The sequence below is a fragment of the Variovorax atrisoli 110B genome (assembly GCF_000382045.1).
Classification (GTDB): domain Bacteria; phylum Pseudomonadota; class Gammaproteobacteria; order Burkholderiales; family Burkholderiaceae_C; genus Variovorax; species Variovorax atrisoli.
Map to the genome: position 1 here is coordinate 24,779 of NZ_KB907454.1, position 23,214 is coordinate 47,992.

Annotated in this window: 17 protein-coding genes; 6 read left to right on the forward strand and 11 right to left on the reverse strand. The window is 68.2% G+C overall.

Annotated elements, in window-relative coordinates; all coding sequences use genetic code 11:
• Positions 1-26: 26 nt before the first annotated feature.
• Genes uraD through G369_RS0116285 form a run of 3 tightly spaced genes read right to left on the reverse strand, consistent with a single transcriptional unit; the run spans position 27 to position 3,438 of the window.
• On the reverse strand, positions 27-1,796 hold the full coding sequence (uraD, locus tag G369_RS0116275) for a 2-oxo-4-hydroxy-4-carboxy-5-ureidoimidazoline decarboxylase (protein ID WP_026346418.1): 1,770 nt from the start codon (positions 1,794-1,796) through the stop codon (positions 27-29).
• Positions 1,793-2,755, reverse strand: a complete 963-nt coding sequence (gene puuE, locus G369_RS0116280; protein ID WP_019655079.1) for an allantoinase PuuE — start codon at positions 2,753-2,755, stop codon at positions 1,793-1,795. Before puuE ends, uraD begins: the two co-directional genes overlap by 4 nt.
• Positions 2,756-2,763: 8 nt before the next feature.
• Complete coding sequence (locus G369_RS0116285) at positions 2,764-3,438, reverse strand: GntR family transcriptional regulator (RefSeq protein ID WP_019655080.1); 675 nt, start codon at positions 3,436-3,438, stop codon at positions 2,764-2,766.
• Between the two features lie 94 nt (positions 3,439-3,532).
• Between G369_RS0116285 and uraH the strand changes: the two genes are divergently transcribed.
• A complete protein-coding gene (uraH, locus tag G369_RS0116290) occupies positions 3,533-3,883 on the forward strand; it encodes a hydroxyisourate hydrolase (protein WP_019655081.1) in 351 nt (116 codons plus the stop codon).
• A gap of 8 nt (positions 3,884-3,891) precedes the next feature.
• On the opposite strand, the gene G369_RS0116295 is transcribed toward uraH, so the two are convergent.
• Positions 3,892-4,389 carry a hypothetical protein gene (locus G369_RS0116295; protein WP_019655082.1) on the reverse strand — a complete coding sequence of 166 codons (498 nt, stop codon included), beginning with the start codon at positions 4,387-4,389 and terminating at the stop codon, positions 3,892-3,894.
• Positions 4,390-4,445: 56 nt separating this feature from the next.
• On the opposite strand from G369_RS0116295, the gene xdhC reads away from it, so the two are divergent.
• From xdhC to G369_RS0116315, 4 genes are all read left to right on the forward strand, one after another.
• Complete coding sequence (gene xdhC / locus G369_RS0116300; RefSeq protein WP_026346419.1) at positions 4,446-5,255, forward strand: xanthine dehydrogenase accessory protein XdhC; 810 nt, start codon at positions 4,446-4,448, stop codon at positions 5,253-5,255.
• Between the two features lie 218 nt (positions 5,256-5,473).
• Positions 5,474-6,679 (forward strand): urate hydroxylase PuuD, encoded by a 1,206-nt coding sequence (locus G369_RS0116305; RefSeq protein ID WP_019655084.1) that lies wholly within the window; start codon positions 5,474-5,476, stop codon positions 6,677-6,679.
• Between the two features lie 78 nt (positions 6,680-6,757).
• Positions 6,758-8,092, forward strand: a complete 1,335-nt coding sequence (locus G369_RS0116310) for a glycerate kinase type-2 family protein (protein WP_019655085.1) — start codon at positions 6,758-6,760, stop codon at positions 8,090-8,092.
• Between the two features lie 160 nt (positions 8,093-8,252).
• On the forward strand, positions 8,253-9,689 hold the full coding sequence (locus tag G369_RS0116315) for an NAD-dependent succinate-semialdehyde dehydrogenase (protein ID WP_020723101.1): 1,437 nt from the start codon (positions 8,253-8,255) through the stop codon (positions 9,687-9,689).
• Positions 9,690-9,695: 6 nt separating this feature from the next.
• On the opposite strand, the gene G369_RS0116320 is transcribed toward G369_RS0116315, so the two are convergent.
• From G369_RS0116320 to G369_RS0116330, 3 genes are all read right to left on the reverse strand, one after another.
• Positions 9,696-10,412, reverse strand: coding sequence for an MgtC/SapB family protein (locus tag G369_RS0116320; protein ID WP_019655087.1), 717 nt, complete (start codon positions 10,410-10,412; stop codon positions 9,696-9,698).
• A 91-nt stretch (positions 10,413-10,503) separates the two neighbouring features.
• Positions 10,504-13,269, reverse strand: a complete 2,766-nt coding sequence (mgtA, locus tag G369_RS0116325; RefSeq protein ID WP_020723102.1) for a magnesium-translocating P-type ATPase — start codon at positions 13,267-13,269, stop codon at positions 10,504-10,506.
• A 226-nt stretch (positions 13,270-13,495) separates the two neighbouring features.
• Positions 13,496-13,699 carry a hypothetical protein gene (locus tag G369_RS0116330; RefSeq protein ID WP_019655089.1) on the reverse strand — a complete coding sequence of 68 codons (204 nt, stop codon included), beginning with the start codon at positions 13,697-13,699 and terminating at the stop codon, positions 13,496-13,498.
• Positions 13,700-14,097: 398 nt separating this feature from the next.
• Here G369_RS0116330 and G369_RS35870 point away from each other — a divergent pair, with 398 nt between their 5' ends.
• Positions 14,098-14,601: a low molecular weight protein-tyrosine-phosphatase gene (locus G369_RS35870; RefSeq protein WP_038114904.1), complete on the forward strand. Its 504-nt coding sequence runs from the start codon at positions 14,098-14,100 to the stop codon at positions 14,599-14,601.
• On the opposite strand, the gene G369_RS35875 is transcribed toward G369_RS35870, so the two are convergent.
• The 4 genes from G369_RS35875 to G369_RS0116360 form a co-directional block, all read right to left on the reverse strand.
• Positions 14,567-20,818, reverse strand: coding sequence for an autotransporter outer membrane beta-barrel domain-containing protein (locus G369_RS35875; protein WP_019655091.1), 6,252 nt, complete (start codon positions 20,816-20,818; stop codon positions 14,567-14,569). The two genes, G369_RS35870 and G369_RS35875, sit on opposite strands and share 35 nt — an antisense overlap.
• 158 nt (positions 20,819-20,976) lie before the next feature.
• Complete coding sequence (locus G369_RS0116350; RefSeq protein ID WP_019655092.1) at positions 20,977-21,411, reverse strand: acyl-CoA thioesterase; 435 nt, start codon at positions 21,409-21,411, stop codon at positions 20,977-20,979.
• Complete coding sequence (locus G369_RS0116355; protein ID WP_019655093.1) at positions 21,411-22,712, reverse strand: TRAP transporter large permease; 1,302 nt, start codon at positions 22,710-22,712, stop codon at positions 21,411-21,413. The genes G369_RS0116350 and G369_RS0116355 overlap by 1 nt, the downstream gene beginning before the upstream one ends.
• Entirely contained in the window at positions 22,709-23,209 is a 501-nt protein-coding gene (locus tag G369_RS0116360; protein ID WP_019655094.1) for a TRAP transporter small permease, read from the reverse strand. Before G369_RS0116360 ends, G369_RS0116355 begins: the two co-directional genes overlap by 4 nt.
• Between the last annotated feature and the right edge of the window lie 5 nt (positions 23,210-23,214).

Below are 23,214 nucleotides of genomic sequence, written 5' to 3' on the forward strand. Positions count from 1 at the left end.
GGTGTTACTCCCTCGAGGGGGTGAGCTCATTCAGCGGCGAGGTTTTCCAGCAGGAGCTGGAAGGCCTGCACGGCGAGCTGGATGTCGTCGTTGGTGCTCGACTCGAGCGGGTTGTGGCTGATGCCCGAGTTGATGCCGCGCACGAACAGCATCGCCTGCGGCATCACCTCGTGCAGCTTCATGGCGTCGTGGCCTGCGCCGCTGGGCATGCGGAAGAGCGGGATGCCCAGCGCGTCGACGGCCTTCTCCCAGCGCTGCTGCCAGGCAGGATCGCTCGGGGCGGCGGATGCGCGCATCGTTTCCTCGAGCTCGTAGCGCACGCCGCGGCGGTTGCAGATGTCCTTCAGCGCCGCGACCACGTCGCTGGCCAGCGCGTCGCGCTGCGCGTCGTTGGGCGCGCGCAGGTCGAGGCTGAACTTGCAGCGTCCCGGCACCACGTTGATCGAGCCGCTCGGCACTTCGAGCATGCCGACCGTGCCGACCGAGTCGCCGTCCTTGGCCGCGCGCTGCTCGGTGTAGAGGATCAGCTCGGCCACGGCCGCCGCCGCGTCGCGGCGGCGGTCCATCGGCGTGGTGCCGGCGTGGCTGGCCATGCCGATCACCTCGCCCACGTAGCGCACGCTGCCGTTGATGGAGGTGACGATGCCCAGTGGCAGGTCGAGCTCGGTGAGCACCGGCCCCTGCTCGATGTGCACCTCGACGAAGCCGAGGTAGCGTGCCGGATCGCGCTGGATCTTCGGGATGTCTTCCAGCTTCAGGCCCGCATGCTGCATGGCCTCGCGCATGGTGATGCCGTCGGCGTCCTTCTGGTCGAGCCAGCGCGGGTCGAAGTGGCCGATGAGCGCGCCCGAGCCCAGGAAGGTCGCCTTGTAGCGCTGGCCTTCCTCCTCGGCGAAGCCCACCACCTCGAAGGCGAAGGGCAGGCGCCTGTTCTGGCGCTTGAGTTCGCGCACGCAGGCCATCGGCACGAAGATGCCGAGGCGGCCGTCGTACTTGCCGCCGTTGCGCACGGTGTCGTAGTGGGAGCCGGTCAGCAGGGTCCTGGCGTCGGGCGTGGCGCCTTCATAGCGGCCGACCACGTTGCCGACCGCGTCGATGTGCACCGAATCGAAGCCCACGTCGCGCATCCAGCCCGCGATCTGCGCGGCACAGGCGCGGTGCGCGTCGGTCAGGTAGGTGACGGTGAGCTGGCCCTTCTCGGCATAGCCGGGGTCGGTGTGCACCGAGAGCTGCTCGTGCCAGTCCCACACGTCGTTGCCGAGCGTGATGTCGGCGGCGAACTTGTCGTCCAGGCGGATCTCGGCGATGCGGTGGATGTTGCGCAGCGCCTCGCCGAGTTCGAAGTCGGGGTGGTTGTGCAGCCGGCGCGCGAAGGTCTCGATGATCTCGCGCTTGGCCAGCCCGGTGCCGCGCGGGCCGCGCACGGCGAGGATGAAGGGGAAGCCGAACTTCGCGTTGTAGTCCGCGTTGAGCTGCTGGATCTTCGCGAACTCCTCGGGCGTGCAGTCGGTCAGGCCGGCCTTGCTCTGCTCGTTGGTCGATTCGGCGGTGAGCGTCTTGCTGACCATGGCCTTGCCGGCGAGCTCGGGGTGGGCGCGGATCAGGCCGACCTGCTCTTCGGCCGACGAGGCGGCCAGCGCCTGCACCAGCGCGTGCTTGAGGTGCGGCAGCGAGCGGAAGGGGCGCGCAGCGAGCGCACGTTCCGCGATCCAGGGCGAATGCTCGTAGATGCCGTCGAGCAGTGCGACGGCCTCGGCCGGCGCCGCGGCGTTGAGTTGGGCGATGGTGAGGCTCATGATGCGGCTCCGGCTTCAAAGGGATGCGCCTGCTTCCAGTGGCGCGCGATGTCGACGCGGCGGCAGACCCACACCTTGTCGTGGCTGGCGATGTGGTCGAGGAAACGCTGCAGCGCGGTGATGCGCCCCGGCCGTCCGAGCAGGCGGCAGTGCATGCCGATGCTCATCATCTTGGGGCTGTCGTCGCCGTCCGGGTCGCCTTCGGCGTAGAGCGCGTCGAAGCTGTCCTTCATGTACTGGAAGAACGGGTCGGCGTGCGAGTAGCCCTGGGGCAGCGCGAAGCGCATGTCGTTGCAGTCGAGCGTGTAGGGCACGATGAGCTGCGGCACCACGGTGCCGTCGGTCTTCTGCACCTTCATCCAGAAGGGCAGGTCGTCGCCGTAGTAGTCGCTGTCGTACTCGAAGCCGCCGTAGTCGGCCACGAGGCGGCGGGTGCGGGGGCTGTCGCGGCCGGTGTACCAGCCCACGGCGCGCTCGCCGGTGAGCTTCTCGATGGCTTCCATGCCCAGGCGCATGTGCTCGCGCTCGGTGGCCTCGTCGATGTTCTGGTAGTGGATCCAGCGCCAGCCGTGGCAGGCGATCTCGTGGCCCAGTTCCTTGAAGGCAGCGGTCAGTTCGGGGTGGCGCTGCAGCGCCATGCCCACGCCGAACACGGTCAGCGGCAGTCCGCGCTTCTCGAACTCGCGCAGGATGCGCCACACGCCCACGCGCGAGCCGTACTCGTAGATGCCTTCCATGCTGATGTGCCGGTCGGGAAAGCTCGCCGGGTTGAACATCTCGGAGAGGAACTGCTCGGAGCCCGCGTCGCCGTGCAGCGTGGCGTTCTCGCCGCCTTCCTCGTAGTTCAGCACGAACTGCACGGCGACGCGCGCGCCGCCGGGCCAGCGGGCATGGGGCGGGTTGCGGCCGTAGCCGATCAGGTCGCGCGGGTAGGGCAGGGTGGAGTCGTAGACGGTCATTGTGTGGATCAGGACAGCGCCAGCGAGATGTCGTTGGTCGGGACCTTGCGGTCGAAGGTGAGGTTGGCCTCGACGTGCTCGAGGTGTTCGGTCATGAGGCGCACGGCGCGCTCCTCGTCGCGTGCCGCCAGGGCCTTCACGATGTCGGCGTGCTCGTCGTTGGAGTGCTCGGCCGCGCTGGCGCTCTGGTACATCAGCGTGATGAGGGCGCAGCGCGAGATGAGCTCGCCCAGGATCTGCGCCAGCACCTGGTTGCCCATGAGCTCGGCCATGCGCACGTGGAAGTCGCCGAGCAGCTCGGTGCGCCCGGAAACGTCTTCGCCCGACACGGCGGACTTCTCCAGCGCCACGTGCTCCTTCAGCGCCTTGATCTTGGCGGGCGTGACGGTGCGCACGAACTCGCGCGTCATCTCGGCCTCGAGCATGCGGCGCACGGCGAACACCTGCTTGGCCTCGTCGACCGCGGGCGCCGCCACGAAGGCGCCGCGCGCGGGCTCCAGCCGGATGAGCTTGTTCTGCGAGAGCTGGAACAGCGCCTGGCGCACCAGCGTGCGCGAGACGCCGAAGTGATCGGCCAGCTTCTGCTCGGCCAGCTTGGTGCCGGGCTGAAGCCGGTGCTCGACGATGGCCTTCGTGAGGGCATCGACGATCGAACGGGTGGTGGAGGACTCCATGTTTTTCATGATAGACCCAAAGCCGGTAACTGTATACACTTTTGTCCACCGGAATTTCCCGCACCCACCGATCCGAGTTCTTCGGACTTTCAAGGAGCGCCCCATGGGCCTGAGCACTCACGTACTGGACACGATGCATGGCGGCCCCGCGGCCGGCATGGAGGTCGCGCTCTACACCACCGACGGCGAAGCCGCCACGCTGGTGAAGCGCTTCACGCTGAATTCGGACGGCCGCAGCGACGGGCCGCTCTACGACAACAACTCGCTGAAGGTCGGCACCTACCGCCTGGTGTTCGACGTGGCCGGCTACTTCAAGGCCCTGGGCGTCAAGCTGCCGGAGCCGAACTTCCTGAACAAGGTCTCGCTGGACTTCGGCGTGGCCCACACCGACCAGCACTACCACGTGCCGCTGCTCGTGAGCCCGTGGAGCTACTCCACCTACCGCGGCTCCTGAGCCGGGCGTCAGTCGCCTTGTTGCTGGCCTTCGGTCAGGGTGTCGAGTTGGAAGCGTCCGCTCTCGTCCCACAGCCAGGTGTCCGTCCAGGTGACGGAACCCAGGCGCGTTGCCGGAGGGAAGGGCGACGCCTTCAGCACCGTGCGCTCGATCTCGGCGATCACTTCGGGCGCATGCTTGGGCGCGCGCAGCCAGTGCATCGAACGCACATTGCCGCCCGCGTCGATGTTCACCTCGAGCGTGCCGACCGCATACAGCACCGGCGGCAGCTGTCCCTTGTAGATGCGCGAGCGGTTGGCGTCGTAGACATGGCGCGCGGCATCGCGGCGATAGGCGCGCGCGGAAGAAGCGCTGGATGCGGACGGCACCGGCCCGGCCCCGACATCGGCGCTGGCCCCGCTCAACTGGCCGGGAACCGACCCGGTGGAACCGCAGCCTGCGAGCCACAGGGCCGAAACAACAGAAGCTGCAAGTGCGAGGCGGCGAGGCGTAAGCTGGCGATTCATGGCCGGGTTTATACCGTGAGTCGTCGCGCGCCCGGCAACCGAAGGTATCGATGACGATGAGCGGTGCGGTCGATCAATTGCTGGCGCGCCTGCGCCACGAAGACGCGGTGCTGGTGCGCGTCGAGTCCACGCAGGGCTCGGCGCCGCGCGAGGCCGGGACCTGGATGGCCGTGTGGGCCGAGGGCCTCACCGCCACCATCGGCGGCGGGCAGCTGGAGTTCCAGGCGACCAGGGAAGCGCGCGAGCTGCTGGCCGGCACGCGCAAGCCGTTCGACGGCATCCAGCGCTATCCGCTCGGGCCCAGCCTGGGCCAGTGCTGCGGCGGGGTGATGTTCCTCTCCTACGAGCGCATCACTGCCGCCGATGCGCCGAGGCTGCAGCAGGTTCTGGTCGCGCAGCTCGAGCCCGTGGCCCTCTTCGGCGGCGGGCACGTGGGCGCGGCGCTCGCCCGGCTGCTTTCGACGCTGCCGTTCTCGGTGCGCTGGATCGACAGCCGCGACGGCGTCTTCCCCGACGAACTGCCCGTGCAGATCGACACCGAGCACTCCGAGCCGGTGCAGGACGCCGTTACCGCGCTCGCGCCGGGCAGCCGCGTGCTCATCATGAGCTTCAGCCACGCCGAAGACCTCGACATCGTCATCGCCTGCTTGAAGCGCCTGCGCGAGCGAAACGACCTGCCCTACGTCGGACTGATCGGCAGCAAGACCAAGTGGGCCACCTTCAGCCACCGGCTGGAGGCGCGCGGCTTCACGGCGGACGAACTGGCCCGCATCACCTGCCCGATCGGCGTGCCCGGCATCACGGGCAAGGAGCCGGAGGTCATCGCCGTGGCGGTGGCGGCACAGTTGTTGCAATCGCTGGGCTGAACAGGGTTTTCCCGGCGGTCGCGCCCTAAAAAAGCACCCCGTCTCTTGCCAAAACTGTATACACTTTCGGTCCACAACAAGCCGCAGCGGAGCGAGGCCCATCTTTCCATGGAGCCTGCGTTCGCGGCACTTTCTCTGCTTACAGCGCCCGCGGTGGTGAGCAGGCTGAAACCCGTTCCTGGCGTCCCCACGCGCCAATCGGGTTGAGAGAGAAGCATATGGAAAGCTACTACCTCGACTGGGCCAACCTGCTGCTGCGCTGGGTCCACGTCATCACCGCCATCGCCTGGATCGGCGCCTCCTTCTACTTCGTGATGCTGGACAACAGCCTCGAGAAGCCGCAGGACCAGGAATCGCTCGACAAGGGCGTGGGCGGCGAGCAATGGGCCGTGCACGGCGGCGGCTTCTACAACATGCAGAAGTACGCGCTGGCGCCCAAGAAGCTGCCGGACCACCTGCACTGGTCGTACTGGGAGAGCTACTCCACCTGGATCACGGGTTTCTCGCTCTTCACGATGTCGTACCTGTGGAACGCGAGCACCTACCTCATCGACAAGTCGAAGATGGACTGGCAGCCCGGCGCCGCCATCGCGGTGGCGCTGGCCTTCTTCGTCGTGTTCTGGATGGTCTACGACGGCATCTGCCAGATCTTCGGGCGACGCAAGCACGGCGACACCATCGTCGGCGTGCTGATCGCCGTCTTCATCGCCTTCGCGACCTGGCTGGCCTGCCAGTGGTTCGCCGGCCGCGCGGCCTTCCTGCTGGTGGGCGCCATGATGGCCACGACCATGAGCGGCAACGTGTTCTTCTGGATCATCCCCGGCCAGCGCAAGAACGTGGCGGCGCTGCGCGAAGGCAAGCCGGTCGACCCGGTGCACGGCCAGCGTGGCAAGCAGCGCAGCGTTCACAACACCTACTTCACGCTGCCGGTGCTGTTCGCGATGCTGAGCAACCACTACAGTTTCGCCTACACGCACAAGTACAACTGGATCGTGCTGCTGCTGATCATGCTCGGCGGCGCGGCCATCCGCCAGTTCTTCGTGGTGCGGCACCGCTTCAAGCTGGGCAATGCGGGCAATCCGCTGCCTTACGCGCTGGTGGGCATCGTGGTGCTGGGCCTGACCATCGTCTGGATGAAGCCCGAGCCGGTCGCCGCGCCCGCGGTGGCTGCCGCCGCACCCGCGGTGCAGTTCAAGGACGTGCAGAAGGTGCTCGAGCAGCGCTGCTTCATGTGCCACGGCCCCGCCGTGCAGATGAAGAACGTGCGGGTTGATTCGCCCGAGCAGGTTGCTGCCCACGCCCAGGCCATCTACCAGCAGGTGGTGGTCACCAAGATCATGCCGATGAACAACGCCACGGGCATCACCGACGAAGAGCGGGCACTCATCGGCCGCTGGTTCCAGGGCGGCGCAAAGACCAACTAGTCAGACGGAAGTTGACCGGCGGCAAGCGGGGCCGGTCGCGGTCCGCAGCACAATCGCCGGATTGGAGACAAAGCAGCAATGACGACCGCATCGACCCCGGCCCCCGATCCGCGCGAAGCCCCGCGCGCCTTCCTCGAGCATCTCTACCGCGTGGCGGTGGACCGCGCGCTGCCGCTGTCCACCCTGGGCGCCCATCTGCCGCCGCCGCCGAAGAAGGGCCGGACCCTGGTGCTGGGCGCCGGCAAGGCCGGCGGCTCTATGGTGCATGCGCTGGAGGCCCTGTGGCCGGCCAATGCGCCGCTCTCCGGGCTGGTCGTCACGCGCTATGACCACATTCCGCCGCGCCCCGAGGGCGTTCCGCAGCGCATCGAGATCGTCGAGGCCGCACACCCCGTGCCTGACGAGGCGGGCCAGCAGGCGGCGGAGCGCATCCTCGCGCTGACGAAGGGGCTCACGGCCGACGACCTCGTGCTGTGCCTCATTTCCGGCGGCGGCTCGTCGCTGCTGGTACTGCCGGCCGAGGGGCTGACGCTGGCCGACAAGCAGCGCATCAACAAGCAGCTGCTCGAAAGCGGCGCGAACATCGGCGAGATGAACTGCGTGCGCAAGCACCTCTCGCGCATCAAGGGCGGCCGGCTGGCCGCGGCATGCGCGCCGGCGCGGGTGGTGACGCTGACCATCAGCGACGTGCCCGGCGACGATCCGGCCGTCATCGCCAGCGGCCCGACCGTGCCCGACGCCACCACCTGCGCCGATGCGCTCGCCATCCTCGACCGCTACGGCATCGAGGTGCCTGCCCCCGTGCGTGCACGCCTCGAAAGCGGCGAACTCGAGACGCCCAAGCCGGACGACGCAGTCTTCAAGGGCCACGAGACGCACATGATCGCCACCCCGCAGCAGTCGCTTGAAGCGGCGGCCAGGGCGGCGCGCGAGGCCGGTGTCGAGGCGCACATCCTCAGCGACGAGATCGAGGGCGAATCGCGCGAGGTCGGCAAGGTGCACGCCGCGCTGGCGCGCGCGGTCGCGCATCGCGGCGAGCCTTTCGCACGGCCCTGCGTGATTCTTTCGGGCGGCGAGACCACCGTCACGATCCGCCCCCGCCAGCCGGGCCAGGCCAAGGGCCGGGGCGGACGCGCGGGCGAGTTCTGCATGGGACTGGCCGGCGCGCTCATGGGCCAGCCGCAGGTGTGGGCGCTGGCCGCCGACACGGACGGCATCGACGGCGTGGAGGACAACGCCGGCGCCTTCGTCACGCCCGACACGCTGGTACGCGCCGGTGCTGCGGGAAAGAAGCTGTCCGATCACCTCGACCGCAACGACGCCTATGGCTACTTCGACGCGATCGGCGACCTGTTCGTGACCGGCCCGACGAACACCAACGTCAACGACTTCCGCGCGTTGCTGATCCTTTAGCGGGGGTGTTCGCCGGCCTCCGGCGGCCTTGCCGAACTCGGGTTAATCTATGCCCCTGGCGGCCTTCGGGCCGCCGCTTGTCGCCTGCGCACCGCTTCGGTGCCGCGCCGGACATCCAGATTCCCCTTTCAATCTCCAGTCTTCGAAGGAAAAGCTCGCCATGACCTACACCGACACCCGCCTGCTGATCGACAACGAATGGGTCGACGCCACCGGCGGCAAGACGCTGGACGTCGTGAACCCTGCCACCGGCAAGGCCATCGGCAAGGTGGCGCATGCCAGCATCGCCGACCTCGACCGCGCCCTGGCTGCCGCGCAGCGCGGCTTCGAAGCCTGGCGCAACACCCCCGCCAACGAGCGCGCCGCCGTGATGCGCCGCGCCGCGGGCCTGATCCGCGAACGCGCCGCCGAAATCGCCAAGCTGCTCACGCAGGAGCAGGGCAAGCCGCTGGGCGAGGCCAAGGTCGAGACCATGGCCGCCGCCGACATCATCGAATGGTTCGCCGACGAAGGCCGCCGCGTCTACGGCCGCATCGTGCCCTCGCGCAACCTGGCCGCGCAGCAGCTGGTGCTGAAGGAGCCCCTGGGCCCCGTCGCCGCGTTCACGCCCTGGAACTTCCCGATCAACCAGATCGTGCGCAAGCTCGGTGCCGCGCTGGCCACCGGCTGCTCCTTCCTGGTGAAGGCCCCCGAGGAGACCCCGGCCTCGCCCGCCGCGCTGCTGCGCGCCTTCGTCGACGCGGGCATCCCGCCCGGCGTGGTCGGCCTGGTGTTCGGCAACCCCGCCGAGATCTCGAACTACCTGATCGCCCACCCGATCATCCGCAAGGTCACCTTCACGGGCTCGACCCCGGTCGGCAAGCAGCTGGCCGCGCTGGCCGGCCAGCACATGAAGCGCGTGACGATGGAGCTCGGCGGCCATGCCCCGGTGATCGTCGCCGAAGACGCCGACGTGGCGCTGGCCGTGAAGGCCGCCGGTGCCGCCAAGTTCCGCAATGCGGGCCAGGTCTGCATCTCGCCGACCCGCTTCCTGGTGCACAACAGCCTGCGCAACGAGTTCGCGAGCCTGCTGGTCAAGCACGCCGAAGGCCTCAAGCTCGGCGACGGCCTCGCCGAAGGCACCAACATCGGCCCGCTGGCCAATGCGCGCCGCCTCACCGCCATGGCCCACGTGCTGGAAGACGCCCGCAAGAAGGGCGCCACCGTCGCCACCGGCGGCGAGCGCGTCGGCGATGCCGGTAACTTCTTCGCGCCCACCGTGCTGACCGACGTGCCGCTGGACGCCGACGTGTTCAACAACGAACCCTTCGGCCCCATCGCTGCCATCCGCGGCTTCGACACGCTGGAAGAAGCGATCACCGAAGCCAACCGCCTGCCTTTCGGCCTGGCCGGCTACGCCTTCACCAAGTCAATCAAGAACGCGCACCTGCTGAGCCAGAAGCTCGAGCTGGGCATGCTCTGGATCAACCAGCCCGCAACCCCCTCGCCGGAAATGCCTTTCGGCGGCGTGAAGGATTCGGGCTACGGCTCGGAAGGCGGCCCCGAGGCGCTCGAGGCCTACCTGAACACCAAGGCGGTTTCGATCCTCGGCGTCTGACGCGCTTCACTCCTCGGCGGTGGCATTCCAGAAGGCCTGCTGCACGCCGTCGAGCGCTTCAAGATCCGCGATGACGCGGTCGAGCTCCGCGGGCTCGACCGCCGTCGCATAGAGCGTCGCGCCGATCTCGGTGTCGGCCGGCCCGAAGGGGTGCTGGTCGACATCGCGCACCGGATAGTTCGCGGCCTCCAGCAACACCAGCAACTGGTCGAGCACCTCGGGCCGCGCGGCGCGCGAGCAGATCACGCGCACCACATAGGTCGCTTCGCTGCTTTCCTCGCTGATCGGCTGGCGGTTGATGCGGTTCACCACCGGACGCAGAAGCGTGTTGCTCGCCAGCACGAAGAGCGCCGCGATCAGCGCCTCGCCCAGCAGGTCGGCGCCCGCGCAGGCGCCCACCGCCGCCGACCCCCACAGCGTCGCCGCCGTGTTCAGCCCCGTGACGTTCGCGCCCTCTTTCATGATCGCACCGGCGCCCAGGAAGCCGATGCCCGACACCACGTAGGCCACCACGCGCACCGCACCGCCGCTGCCATCGAGCCGGTAGGCCATGTCGACGAACACCGCCGCGCCCACGGCCACCAGAGTGTTGGTGCGAAGACCCGCCGTGCGCTGCCGTATCTGGCGCTCCAGGCCGATCACCGAGCCGAGGATGAACGCAGCGGCCACGCTGACCAGGGTGTCGAGCAGCGAGGCCAGATTGATGTTGTGGATGGCTTGCATCGATGGGCTCCTTCTTCTTGTTGATGTTGGTCCGCAGTTTGCAGCCGCCCGGTTTCATGAACATGTCATGAAACCGGACGGCCTCGATAGGTCACTGCCACCCATACCTGCGCGCGTACCACCCCTTCACCGCCTGCGTCAGCAGCGCATAGCCTAGCAGCATCGCCACGAGCCACGGGAAATACGCCAGCGGCAGCGCCTGCAGCTTGAAGTAGTGCGACAGCGGCCCCATCGGCAGCCAGATGCCCGCGGCGGCGATCGCGGCGCCCATGATGAGCAGCGGCCATGCGGCGCGGCTTTGCAGGAACGGGATCTTGCGGGTGCGGATCAGGTGCACGATCAGCGTCTGCGACAGCAGGCCTTCGACGAACCAGCCCGACTGGAAGAGCGTCTGGTGCTCCACCGAGTTGGCGGCGAAGACGAACCACATCACCGTGAAGGTGAGGATGTCGAACACCGAGCTCAGCGGTCCGAAGAACACCATGAAGCGGCCCAGGTCTGCCGGGTTCCAGCGCTGCGGGCTCTTGAGGAACTCGTCGTCGACGTTGTCGAACGGAATGGCGATCTGCGACACGTCGTACAGCAGGTTCTGCACCAGCAGATGCAGCGGCAGCATCGGCAGGAAGGGCAGGAAGGCGCTCGCCACTAGCACCGAGAACACGTTGCCGAAGTTCGAACTCGCCGTGAGCTTGATGTACTTGAGCATGTTCGCGAAGGTGCGGCGGCCCTGGACCACGCCTTGCTCCAGCACCATCAGGCTCTTCTCCAGCAGGATGATGTCAGCCGACTCTTTGGCCACGTCCACCGCGCGGTCCACCGAGATGCCGATGTCCGCAGCACGCAGCGCGGGCGCGTCGTTGATGCCGTCGCCCATGAAGCCCACCACGTGCCCGTTGGCATGCAGCGCGTGCACGATGCGTTCCTTGTGCGCGGGCGTGAGCTTGGCGAAAACCTGGTGCGCCTCGACGACCAGCTTCAGGTCGGCATCGACCATATCCTCGATCTCCGCGCCGAGAACGATGCGGCCCACTTCGAGGCCCACGTCGGCGCAGACCTTGCGCGTGACCAGCTCGTTGTCGCCCGTCAGCACCTTCACCGCCACGCCGTGCTCGGCCAGCGCGCGCAGCGCGGGTGCGGTCGATTCCTTCGGCGGATCGAGAAAGGCCACGTATCCGAGCAGCGTGAGCCCCGACTCGTCGGCCACGCCGTAGGCCGGCTTCTGCTCCTCGACCTTCAGCGAGCGGCTGGCCACGGCCACCACGCGCAGTCCCTGGGCATTGAGCTGCGAGGCCACGCTGTGGATGCGCGCGAGCACGCCGGCGTCGAGCGACAGCACTTCCGCGCCGCGTTCGACCGAGGTGCACACCGAGAGGATCTCTTCCAGCGCGCCCTTGCAGATCAGCAGGTGCTCGCTGCCGCCGTTGGCCACCACCACCGACATGCGGCGGCGCGAGAAATCGAAGGGCACCTCGTCGATCTTGCGATAGGCGGTCTGCAGGCGGGTTTCGAGCTGCATCTCGGCGTGGCTCAGCACGGCCTTGTCCAGCAGGTTCTTCAGCCCCGTCTGGTGGAAGCTGTTGAGGTAGGCCAGCTGCAGCACGTGGTCGGACTGCTCGCCCCATGCGTTGGTGTGGCGCTCGAGCACGATGCGGTCCTGCGTCAGCGTGCCGGTCTTGTCGGTGCACAGCACGTCCATGGCGCCGAAGTTGTGGATGGCCTCCAGCCGCTTCACGATCACCTTCTGGCGCGACATCACCACCGCGCCCTTGGCCAGCGTGGCGGTCACGATCATCGGCAGCATCTCGGGCGTGAGGCCGACCGCGATCGACAGCGCGAACAGCGCGGCCTCCCACCAGTCGCCCTTGGCCACGCCGTTGATCACCAGCACCAGCGGCGCCATCACCAGCATGAAGCGGATCAGCACCCAGCTCACGCGGTTGATGCCGGCCTGGAAGGCGCTCGTGCCGCGGTCGGTGGCCGTCACGCGCTGGGCCAGCGCGCCGAAGAAGGTGCGGTCGCCCGTGTGCACGATCACCGCGGTGGCGGTGCCGCTGATCACGTTGGTGCCCATGAAGAGCAGGTTCTCGCGTTCGAGCACGCCTGCTGCGTGGTCGCCGCGGTCGACCACGAACTTCTCGACCGGCATCGCCTCACCCGTCAGCGCCGACTGGCTGATGAAGAGGTCCTTGGCCGTGATCAGGCGGCTGTCGGCCGGGATCATGTCACCTGCTGAAAGCGCGATCACCTCGCCCGGCACCAGATCGCGCATCGGCACCTCCACGCGCACCGTGCCGGCGTGCGTGGTGTCGAAGCCTTCGTCGCCCGCCGCGCCCGCCTTGTGGCCCGGGGCGGGGCGCAGCACGGTGGAGGTGTTGCTCACCATCGCCTTGAGCCGGTCGGCCGCCTTGTTGGAGCGCGACTCCTGCAGGAAGCGCAGCACCGTCGACAGCACCACCATGCTGCCGATCACCAGCGTGGCCTTCATGTCCTCGGTGACGTAGGAGACCAGCGCCAGCACTGTCAGCAGCAGGTTGAACGGATTGCGGTAGCACTGCCAAAGGTGCTGCCACCAGCGAAGCGGCTGCTCGTGGCGCACCTCGTTGCTGCCGAGGCGCTTGCGCAGCACCTGCGCATGGCCTTCGCTGAGGCCTCGCGGCGAACTGCCGAGCTTGACCAGCATCTCGGCGGCGTCGGTGCGCGAGGCGGCGTTCAGCGCCTTCGCGATGTCGGGCGGCATGCTGACGGAGCCGGTTCCGACGGGCTTCGAGCCCAGCAGCGTCTGCCAGCGCTCGAAGTGGTGCAGCATGTGGCGGCTGCGCAGGAAGCTTTCGAAAAAGGACTTGAGGACGTTCTTCATGATGTTCTCCTTCGGGGCGGCCGCCACTGCCGCCCGCGGAAGGAGAACCCCGGCGTCGATCAGCCCGCCGGGCGCACCCCTCTGCAAGGCGCGGCAGCGGGCCGCGTCATTGTTGGAATAGGTCTGGACGAAGGGGGCGCGCTATGGCGCCAACAAGAGGCGGGGTCCATGGTGTGCTCCTGGATTGCTTGCGAGTTGCTTGAAAGTCAGACGTGTGAAGCGCGGATCAGCGGCGGGGCACGCAGATCGGCTGCAGCAGCAGATAGCTGCGGATGCGGCGCGTGGTCCAAAGCGCCGCAGCCTGGTCGAGCTTGGCATCCACGGCAGGCGCGGCTTCCGCCGCTGTAGTGGCGGCGTGCGCAGGCACGTGCGCCGACGGACGAACACGCGGCTGTTCGTGCGGCTGACGACGAAGATGAAAGTGACGCATGACAAGGCTCCTTCGCACAGAAGGGCCTCGCGCACGGACGCACGCAAGCTGACTGAAATAGTCAGTGACGAAGAACGAAGGGAATCGGGAGGAGGGAGCCGCTCGCCAGGCCGGCGAGCGGGTCACGCTGTGTGCAACGACCGGCACGCAGCGCGGGAGAAGCCTGCGCTAGAGGGCCGGATGTGTCACGCCTGCCGAGGCACGCGTCTTGTCACTGATCCAACTGGCACTGTCCACGCACGGGGCTCCGAAATGAAGATTTCCAGATTGTTGCACCGCGTCATGGATGCGTCAACCCGCGAGAGGGTGTTCTACGATGCGGTTCGAGGGCTTATTGCCTCATTGTTGCGATTGCAGCAGGGCATCTGAAGCAAACCTTTCAATCAGCATTCGTTCCGATGAAGACACCGTCCGTCTTGTTTATCTGCACCGGCAACATTTGCCGCTCCCCCACGGCCCACACATTGCTCGTGCACAAGGCACGCGCAGCTGGCTTCGACATCGAAGTCGACAGCGCCGCGATCTCCGACGAGGAGCGCGGCAACCCGCCCGATCCACGCTCCGTGGCCGAGGCGAGGCGGCGCGGCATCGAGATGCACCCGCATTGCGCGCGGCAGGTCCGCAAGTCCGACTTCGATCGCTTCGACCTGATCATCGGCATGACCGCCCAGCATTGCGCGGCGCTGCGCAGGCTCGCGCCCGCCGGCACGGCCGGCAAGATCCATCTGTTCACTGAATACGCCGAGGGCATCGAAGGCGACGTGCCCGACCCTTGGTACGGCGGGCCGAAGGACTTCGTCGAGGTCTTCGACCTGATCGACCTGGGCGTGGATGGCCTGCTCGCGCAGCTGCAGACCGACGCTGCGGCTACCAGCGCACCCGCACGCCCACCGAAGCGTTGAGCGAGCTTTTCATGCGCGTGTCTCCGCCCGTGGCCCAGAGCTTGCCCAGTTCACCGTAGACCGACGTGCGCTCGCCGAGTGCTAGGGTGAAGCCGCCGGCCAGTTCGGTGCTGGTGCCGCCCGTTTCGCTGGCGATGCCGGTGCTGCCGGCCGGCCCTGTCAGGCGCGCGACGTCGGTGCCGCTCGATGCGCGGTTCACGTTGATGCGCGCATAGGGCTGCAGCAAGCCGGCGCCGGTGGCGATGGAACCCTTGATGCGCACGCCGGCGCGCGCGATCAGGCCGTCGTGCGTGTCCTGCGTGATCCACGCGCCGGAGATGCTCGTGCCGTCCATGCTCAGGCGCTGGTGGATGAGCTGCAGCTGCGGCTCCACGCGCCAGCCGCCCCCGATGTCGAAGGCTTTGCCTACCTCGACAGATGCCAGGAAGCTGTCGCCCTTGCCCGAGCTGCCCATGCTCGCGAGCGGCCGCGCCGTGTAGCGGTGCTGGCCGCCCTGCAGCACGATGTCGGTGTACCAGCCGGCATCGTTGTGCCAGCTGGCGTATACGCCGAGGTAGCGGCTGCGCAGGTCGCTGCGGCCCACGCGCAGACCCTGTATGCCGCTAGCGAAGCCGCGCACGTCCACGTCGCCCTCGAGCTGACCGACGTAGACGCCGACGCGCCAATTTGCATCGGCCCACAGGTCGGTGCCGGCCTGGAAGCCCGTGAGGCGGCCTTTGCTCTCCGGGCTCACGGTGCCGCGCTGGCGCACGTCGATGTCGGTGCTCAGCACGCGGCCCCATGCGCGGCGTCCCGCTTCGACTGTCGTGTCGCCGGCGTCGTTGGCCAGCCGCATGTCGTCGCCGCCGCGCAGATGTAGGTTGCCGAGCATCGCGACATTTGCCTGGCGCAGTTGCTGGGGCACGGCGGCATACAGCGGAACTTCGGCGCGATAGGTCGGCAGGCCCGGCCCGCCGGGTACACCTGGCACGCCGGGGCCACCCGCACCGGTGGTCGAGCGCAGGTACCAGTTCTCGCCCGCGCCGTTCGCATCGGCCGGATAGAGGCGGTACTCGTAGGCCCCTGCATCCACGTGCCCGCCGGCGAGCGTGAAGGCGTCCCTGGTGGTCTGCGCGGTGGTGGTCGCGCCGTTGAGGGCGCTGATCACATCGATGCCGTTGCCCGTGGTCAGCGCGCCCAGGCCGCCGAGGTTGACCACCTGCACGGTGGTGCGGCCGCTGGCCGTGGCGCTGGCGCCGTCGAGCACCAGACGGTCGGACGGGCCGCTCGCGTTGAGCACCGCGCCCAGCCGCAGCACGCCGTTGTTGCCCACGTAAGGCCCGGTCACGGTGAGGCTGGTACCGGCCGCGGCGCCAGGCAGCGAAACCGTACCGCTGTTGTTCAGCGACGCAACGGTCTGGTTGAAGCCCGCGAGGTCGAGCGTCGCGCCCGCGGCCACGCTATGGGCCGAAGTCGCGCTGAAGGCGTTGGGGGCGCCGGCCTGCAGCGTGCCGGCATTCACCTGCGTCGCGCCGCCGTAGCTGTTCGAGCCGGCGAGGGTGAAGGTGCCTGTGCCCTGCTTCACGAGGCTGCCGTTGCCGCTCAGCCTGCCGCCGAACGTGGTGCTGGTGTTGTCGTCGCCGGTGGTGAGCGTCGCGCTGCCCAGCTTCAGTTCGCCGCCCGCGCTGCCGCCGCCGGAGAGCGAGCCGATGGTCTGGTTGAAGCCGTTCAAATCCAGCGTGGCGCCGGCCTTGTCGGCTAGTGCGATCGTCGCCGTCGGATTCAGCAGATCGGCGGCGCCGAGACGAAGCGTGCCCGCGTCGACCACAGTGGCACCCTTGTGGCTGTTGGTGCCGGCCAGGGTCAGCGTGCCCTGGCCCGATTTGACGAAGGTGCCGCCGCCGCCCAGCGTACCGCTGGCGGTGAAGTCGTGAGCGGCGTCGACGACCTCGATGCCGCCGCCCGCCGCGCCGATGTCGATGTCGCGTGTCGTACCGGCGAAGCCCGTGCCGGTGACTTGCAGGCGCCCGCCGTCGAGCGCGAGTCCGCCGCCGGCCGCGCCGAGGTTGGCATCGGCGGAAACCGACAGCACACCACCCTGCACGGCCGTGCCGCCGGTGTAGGTGTTGGTGCCGCCCAGCACCAGCGTGCCCGCGCCTGTCTTGGTGATGCCCGCGCTGCCGGCGATCGCGCTGTTCACCGTTGCAACGAAGCCCGAAGAGGCCGCGCTGCCGTCGCCCACGCGGATCTCGGCCTTGGCGCCGCCGATGCCCAGCAGCGTGAGCGCATCGCCGGCCAGCGTGTAGCCGCCGCTGGTGAACTGCATGCCCAGCGCCTGCACCGGGCCGCCGGTCTTGTCGATGGTGACGGTGCCCGGCGCGCCGCCGAAGATGGCGAAGCCCGGCTGCGGCTGCGGCTGCATGGGCACGGTCACCGTGCCGGCCGCGTCGGTCCATACCGGGCTGGTGGTCGACCACGTGCCCGTGCCGCCGCCAGACTGCACCGGACTGGCCAGGCCGTCGGCGTTCCAGAAGTTCAGCGTCAGGCCGGTGGTGTTGACCAGGTTGAAGCGCTTGTCGGCGCTGAGGTTCTGCAGCAGCACCGTGCTGCCGCCCGGCAGGCCGCCCAGCGAAAGGCTGCCGGCGCCCGTCAGCGAGCCACCATAGTCGACGAGCCGGTACACGCCGGGGCCGAAGCTGCCGGCGTTGGCGACGTTCAGCGTCACCGGCCCGCCGAGCGACAAATTGCCGCCCACGCTCACGCTGTCGCTCGCACCGGGCGTGCTGAAGTCGGACCCCGGAGCGCCGAAATCGAAATCCAGCGTGCTGCCGGCGGCGAGCGAAAGATTGCCGCCCACGCTCAGCACGCCGAAGCTGCCGGCCGTGCCGGCACCCGGAGCCAGCTTCGCGCCCGTGTTCAGGGTGACGTCGCCGCCGATGCGGCCGATGCCGCCGAGCGTGGCGCCGGTCAGCACCGCGACCGTACCGGTGCCCGTGGCACTGCCGCTCGTGTTGGTGGCCAGCAGCGTGCCCGAGGCGACCGTGGTGGTGCCCGCATAGGTGTTAGCGCCGCCCAGGCTCAGCGTGCCGGTGCCGCTGTAGGTGAGGCCGAAGCCACCCCCGACGAGGCCGCCCAGTGCGATGTTCTTCGCCCCCGCGACGTTCAGCGCGCCATTGAGCGTGACGTCGTTCGCCAGCGCGACGTCGGCGCTCGATGTCAGCGTGGCAGCGCCGCTCACGGTCAGCGCGCCCATGCCCAGCGAGGTGCCGGTGCCCACGCCGAGCGTGCCGGCCTGCAGCGTCACGCCGCCGCCGAAGTCGTTGGCGCCGCCGAGCACGAGCGTGCCGGTGCCTGTCTTGATGAGAGAGCCTCCGCCCCCGATGGGCCCGTTCAGCGTGAGATCGTCGGTGCCGCCCACGCTCAGGGCCACGCCTGTGCCGAGCGAGACGGCGTTGGCCAGCGTCAGGGCGCCAGCCGCGCTCTGCAGGCCGGCGTTGCCCGCCACGCCGAGGGTACCGCTGCCCAGCGAGGTGCTGGTGCCCAGCGAGAGAGTGCCCCCCGCCAGCGAAACGCCGCCCGAGAAGTCGCTCGCGCCGCCCAGCGTGACGCTGCCAGGACCGTTCACCGCGAGAGAGCCGGCTCCGGTGATGGTGCCGCCCAGCGCGAGCGCATTAGCGCCGGTCAGGCTCAGCGTGGTCCCGCTGCCCAGCGTCACGCCGTTGCCGAGCCCGATGCCGGGCGCGTTCGCCGTGAGGCTCGCGTTGCCTGTCACGCCGAGCCCGCCGGTGCCCAGTGCGAGGTTGTTGCCCACGCCGAGCGTGCCGCTGCTCAGCGTGACGCCGCCGCTGAGGGCGGCGTTCGCGCCGTTCAGGCTCAGCTTGCCCGTGCCATTGAACGACAGCGCACCTGCGCCCGAGACCAGCCCGCCCAGAGCGATGTCGTTGCCGCCGCCGACGGCCAGGCCCGCGTTGAGCACCACCGCATTGCCCAGGTTCACGCCCGCGCTGGCATCGAGCGTGGCCGCGCCGTTGACCGTGAGTGCGCCCAATCCCAGCGAGGTGTTCGTGCCCACGCCCAGTCCGCCGCCGAGCAGGTTCACACCGCCGGAGAACCCGTTGGCGCCGCCCAGGGCGAGCTTGGCTGGCCCCGACTGCGTCAGGCCGCCGAGGCCGCCGATGGTGCCGTTGAGTGCGAGATCGCTGCTACTGGCGATGTTCAGGCTCGCGTTCAGGTTGAAGTTGTTGGCCAGGCCCACCGGCGCATTCGCCGCCAGCGAACTGGCGCCGCTCACCGCGACGGAACCTGCGCCCAGCGCGAGGTTGTTGCCCACGGTGAGCGTGCCGCCGCCCAGGTTGAAGCCGCCGCTGAAGTCATTGGCACCGTTGAGCGTGAGCCCCGGCGCACCGGCCAGGCTCATCCCGCCTGTGCCGCTGATCTTGCCGTTGAGCGTCAGCGCGCCACCGCTTCCGCCGCCGGCCAGGTTCAGCGTGTTGTTGAGCACGATGTCGTTGCTCACCGCGAGGCCGTTCTTGCCGGTCAGCGTGGCGGCACCAGTGACCGCCAATGCGCCGGTACCGAGCCCGGTTGCGGAGCCGAGGTCTATAGAGCCGGCTTGCAGCACGGTGCCTCCACCGTAGTTGTTGGCACCGTTCAGCACCAGGTTGCCGCTGGCGAGCGCCAGGCTGCCGGCACCGTTGATGTTGCCATTCAAGGTCAGCGTGCCCGCGCCGTTGAGCGTCAGCGCGCCGTTGAGCTGCACTTGGTTGGTCAGCGTGCCGGTGAAGGCGGTGTTGAGCGCGGCGGGACCGCCGACCAGAAACAGGCCCGTGCCGAGTGAGCCCGCGTTGTCCAGAGTCAGGCCTCCGCCATTGAGTGACAGCCCGCCGCTGAAGTTGTTATTGCCCGATAGCGTGAGCGTGCCGCTGCCGTTCTTGATGAGGCCGCCAGCACCGGTGAGGGTGCCACCCAGCGTCAGGCTGTTGGCGCCCTGCACGATCAGTCCTCCGGTGAGGTTGACGTTCTGCGACAGCGTCAGCCCCGTTACCGACGGCTGAATCGCACCGCCGTTCGCGGTGAGCGTCCCGGTTCCGAAGGACAACGCGTTGTCGAAGATCGAGGTGCCGCCGTTGAGCGTTGACGCGCCGCTCGCCACCGCGCCCTGGAGCGTCCAGGTGCCGCTATTGACGACGAGGTTCTCAAAGTTCAGGTACTGCAGGCTCGATGCCGTTCCAGAGCCGCCGCTGCCCGAGCCGGGCCCCGCCACGGTGTTCTGCAGAACCAGCGTGTCGTTGCCGCCGATGCCCGCGTCCACCGTGCCGCCGGCGGCGAAGGTGACGAAGCTCACCGGAATTGCGGGCGTCGGAATGGTCACGCCCGGCAGCGGCACCAGGCCGCCGTTGATCGACGAGCCCGTCACTGCCACGAAGGTGTCGTTGCTCAGCGTCGTGCCCAGCGAGACGCTGCCGTTGATCGTGCCGGCATTGACGAATGTGTTGCCGCCGCTGACCGGGCTCTGGAAGGCCACGCGGCCGGTGATCGTTCCGGTGTTCGTGAAGTTGACGTTGCCCCCGCCGTACACAGCGACGGCAATCGAGTTGATCGGGTCGAAGAGCCCCAGTGCGCTCATGCCGATCGTGCCGCTGTTGTTGAAGGTCGTGGTTCCGGTGGTGGCGATGACGGCCGCCGCGCCCAGCAGGCCGAAGGTACCGTCGAAGGTGCCTTCGATCGTGCCCTGGTTGTTCACCGTGACGTTGCCGCTGCCAGGGGTGACAAGGTTGCCGATCGTGAGGGCTCGCGAGAGCACGAGCGAGCCCGCTGCGTTGGCATCGATGGCTCCCAGGTTGTTGAGTGTGATGCCATCGCCGCCGAGCGTCATCGCCGTGCCGCCGGGAAGGGTGCTCACGATTGCGCCCGACTGCACCGTGACGCTGAGCCCGTTGGCGTTGCTCAGGAAGCTGTTCGGATTAGGCGGCAGCAGGATGGGAACGCCCGTGCAGCTGACCACGTCGTTGTCTGCGGGCGCTGCCGGCGTGCAGGCCGCGAAGGCCTCGCCGCCGTGCAGCGCGAGGGCTGCAAGCGCTGCGAGTGCTCCGAGCACGGGAGCGGCGCTCCCGCGCGCGGCACCCCTTCGTTCCCTGACGGCTGTTCCTCCGGAACCGCTGGTGCTCTTCGCCAGTTCGGAAACCACGCGATACCGGCTCTGCCGGCGGTCGAAGATCACACGGTAGACATGGTTCACGGCTCGCCTCCAAGCCTTTGTAATGCGTGTGATTATTTGTGAGGCATAGGTGAGGTGAATATCTGCCGAAAGGACTCAGGACGCGTGATGCGGCAAGAAAAAGAAGAAATATGGCGTAGGTGAAAACCAGCGCCGGGCATGCGGCAGCGGCTTCGCGGCTACTCGCAGAGCACCCGTATCGAAGGCGGAATCGCCACGGCCCGTATCCCGCCGCCCTCGCGCTTCGCCGCGAAGATGCGCACCTCCTCGCAATCGAGGATCAGGTCGTCCCCGCGCGTCACGCGGTAGGTCTGCACGAAGCTCTTCTCGCGCCACTCGATGATGCGCACCGCGACGCTCAGCGTGTCGCCATAGCTTGCGGACTTCACGAAGCGGGTGTGCGTGTCGACCAGCGGCGTGCCGATCACGCCCAGCGTCTGCGTGGTTTCTTCCCAGCGCGGCACGCCGCATTCGGCGAAGAAGTGGCGCGAGGCCGCGTCGATCCAGCGGAAGAAGTTGGGAAACCAGACGATGCCGGCGGGGTCGCAGTCGCCGAACTCCACGCGCACGGTGTAGACGACTTCCTTGGTTGAAGTGGTGCTTGTATTGCTCATCAGCCCATTCTCGTCGGCAGCCACAAGGCGATGATGGGGAACGCGATCAGGATCACCAGCCGCACGATGTCGGTCACGATGAACGGCAGCACGCCCTTGAAGATGGTGGTGAAGCTCACGTCCTTCACCACGCTCTTGATGACGAACACGTTCATGCCTACCGGCGGGTGGATCAGGCCGAGCTCGACGGTCATCACGATGATCACGCCGAACCAAATCGGGTCGAAGCCCAGGTGCACGATCACCGGATAGATGATGGGCACGGTCAGGATGATCATCGCCATCGCATCCATCAGGCAGCCCAGCACCAGGTACATGAGCATGATGAGCGCGAGCACGCCGTAGCGGCCGATGCCCAGGCCGGTGAGGAATTCGGTGAGCTTCTGCGGGCTCTGCGTGATGGTGAGGAAGTAGCCGAACAGCAGCGCGCCGATCAGCACCGTGAACACCGCCGCCGCCGTGCGCGTGGCCGACAGCAGCGCCTCGCGGATCTTCGGGCCGTCGAGCTTGCGCCGCACCAGCCCGAGGATGAAGGCGCCGCTCGCGCCCACGCCGCCCGCCTCAGTCGGCGTGAAGAAGCCGCCGTACAGGCCGCCGATGACGAACACGAACAGCACCAGCGGCGCCCACACGTTCTTCAGGTCCTTCAGGCGTTCCGACCACGGCTTGACCTCGCCGCCGGGCAACCAGCCGGGCCGCGTCTTCACGATGACCGCGATGGTCAGAACGTACATGGCCATCGCGAGGATGCCCGGCACGATGCCCGCCATGAAGAGCTTGCCGATGTCCTGTTGCGTGAGGATGGCGTACACCGCGAGCACGGTCGATGGCGGCAGGATCGCGCCCAGCGTGCCGCCCGCGGCGATCACGCCGGTGGAGAACGACTGCGGGTAGTTGAAGCGCCGCATCTCCGGATAGGCCACCGCCGAGAAGGTGGCGGCCGTGGCCACCGACGATCCGCAGATCGCCGCGAAACCGCCGCAGGCCACCACGGTGGCCACGCCCAGGCCGCCGCGCAGGTGGCCGATCATCGAGTTGGCGGCCTTGAAGAGCTCGCGGCTCACGCCCGAGACCGACACCAGCGCGCCCATCAGCATGAACATCGGGATCACGCCGAAGGTGTAGTCGGTCACCGTGCGCATGGAGGTCTGGCCCACCAGCTTCAGCGCAGGCCCGGGGCCGACGAGGTAGCTGTAGCCCACCACGCCCACCAGGCCCATCGCCATGCCGACCGGCACGCGCAACAGCATCAATACGAAGAGGGCGACGAAGCCCAACACTGCGACTGCATCGGGGCTCATTCGTCGGCCTTCTGTTCTGCGTGAACTTCTTCGAGTTGTTCGGGATGGAAGATGAGCCGGTAGGTGCGGATGGCGATCAGCAGCACGGCGCAGACGTCGCCGGCCCAGGCCACGGCGTAGAAGGGCCAGGTCGGGATGTTGAGGTCGTAGGTCTGCACGTTGTCGACGTAGGTGCCGCGCACCTTGTCGAACAGCATGATTGTCTGCACCGCCACCACGAAGAGCAGCACCAGCGTGGCGAACACGTCGATGGCGCGCTTCATGCGCGGGCCCGCCGCCGTCCACACCAGGTCGACCGTGATGTGGCCGCCGCGGTAGCTGGTGGCCGCGATGCCCCAGAAGATCAGGATGCCCAGCAGCATGCGGCCGAAGTCGTAGGCGTCGGGGATCGAGGTGTCGAAGAACTTGCGCAGCACCACGGCCACGAAGATGTTGAGCGCGACGATCCCCACGAAGATGGCGGCAAGCCATTCAATCGTGTTGATCGCACGGTCCATAGCGC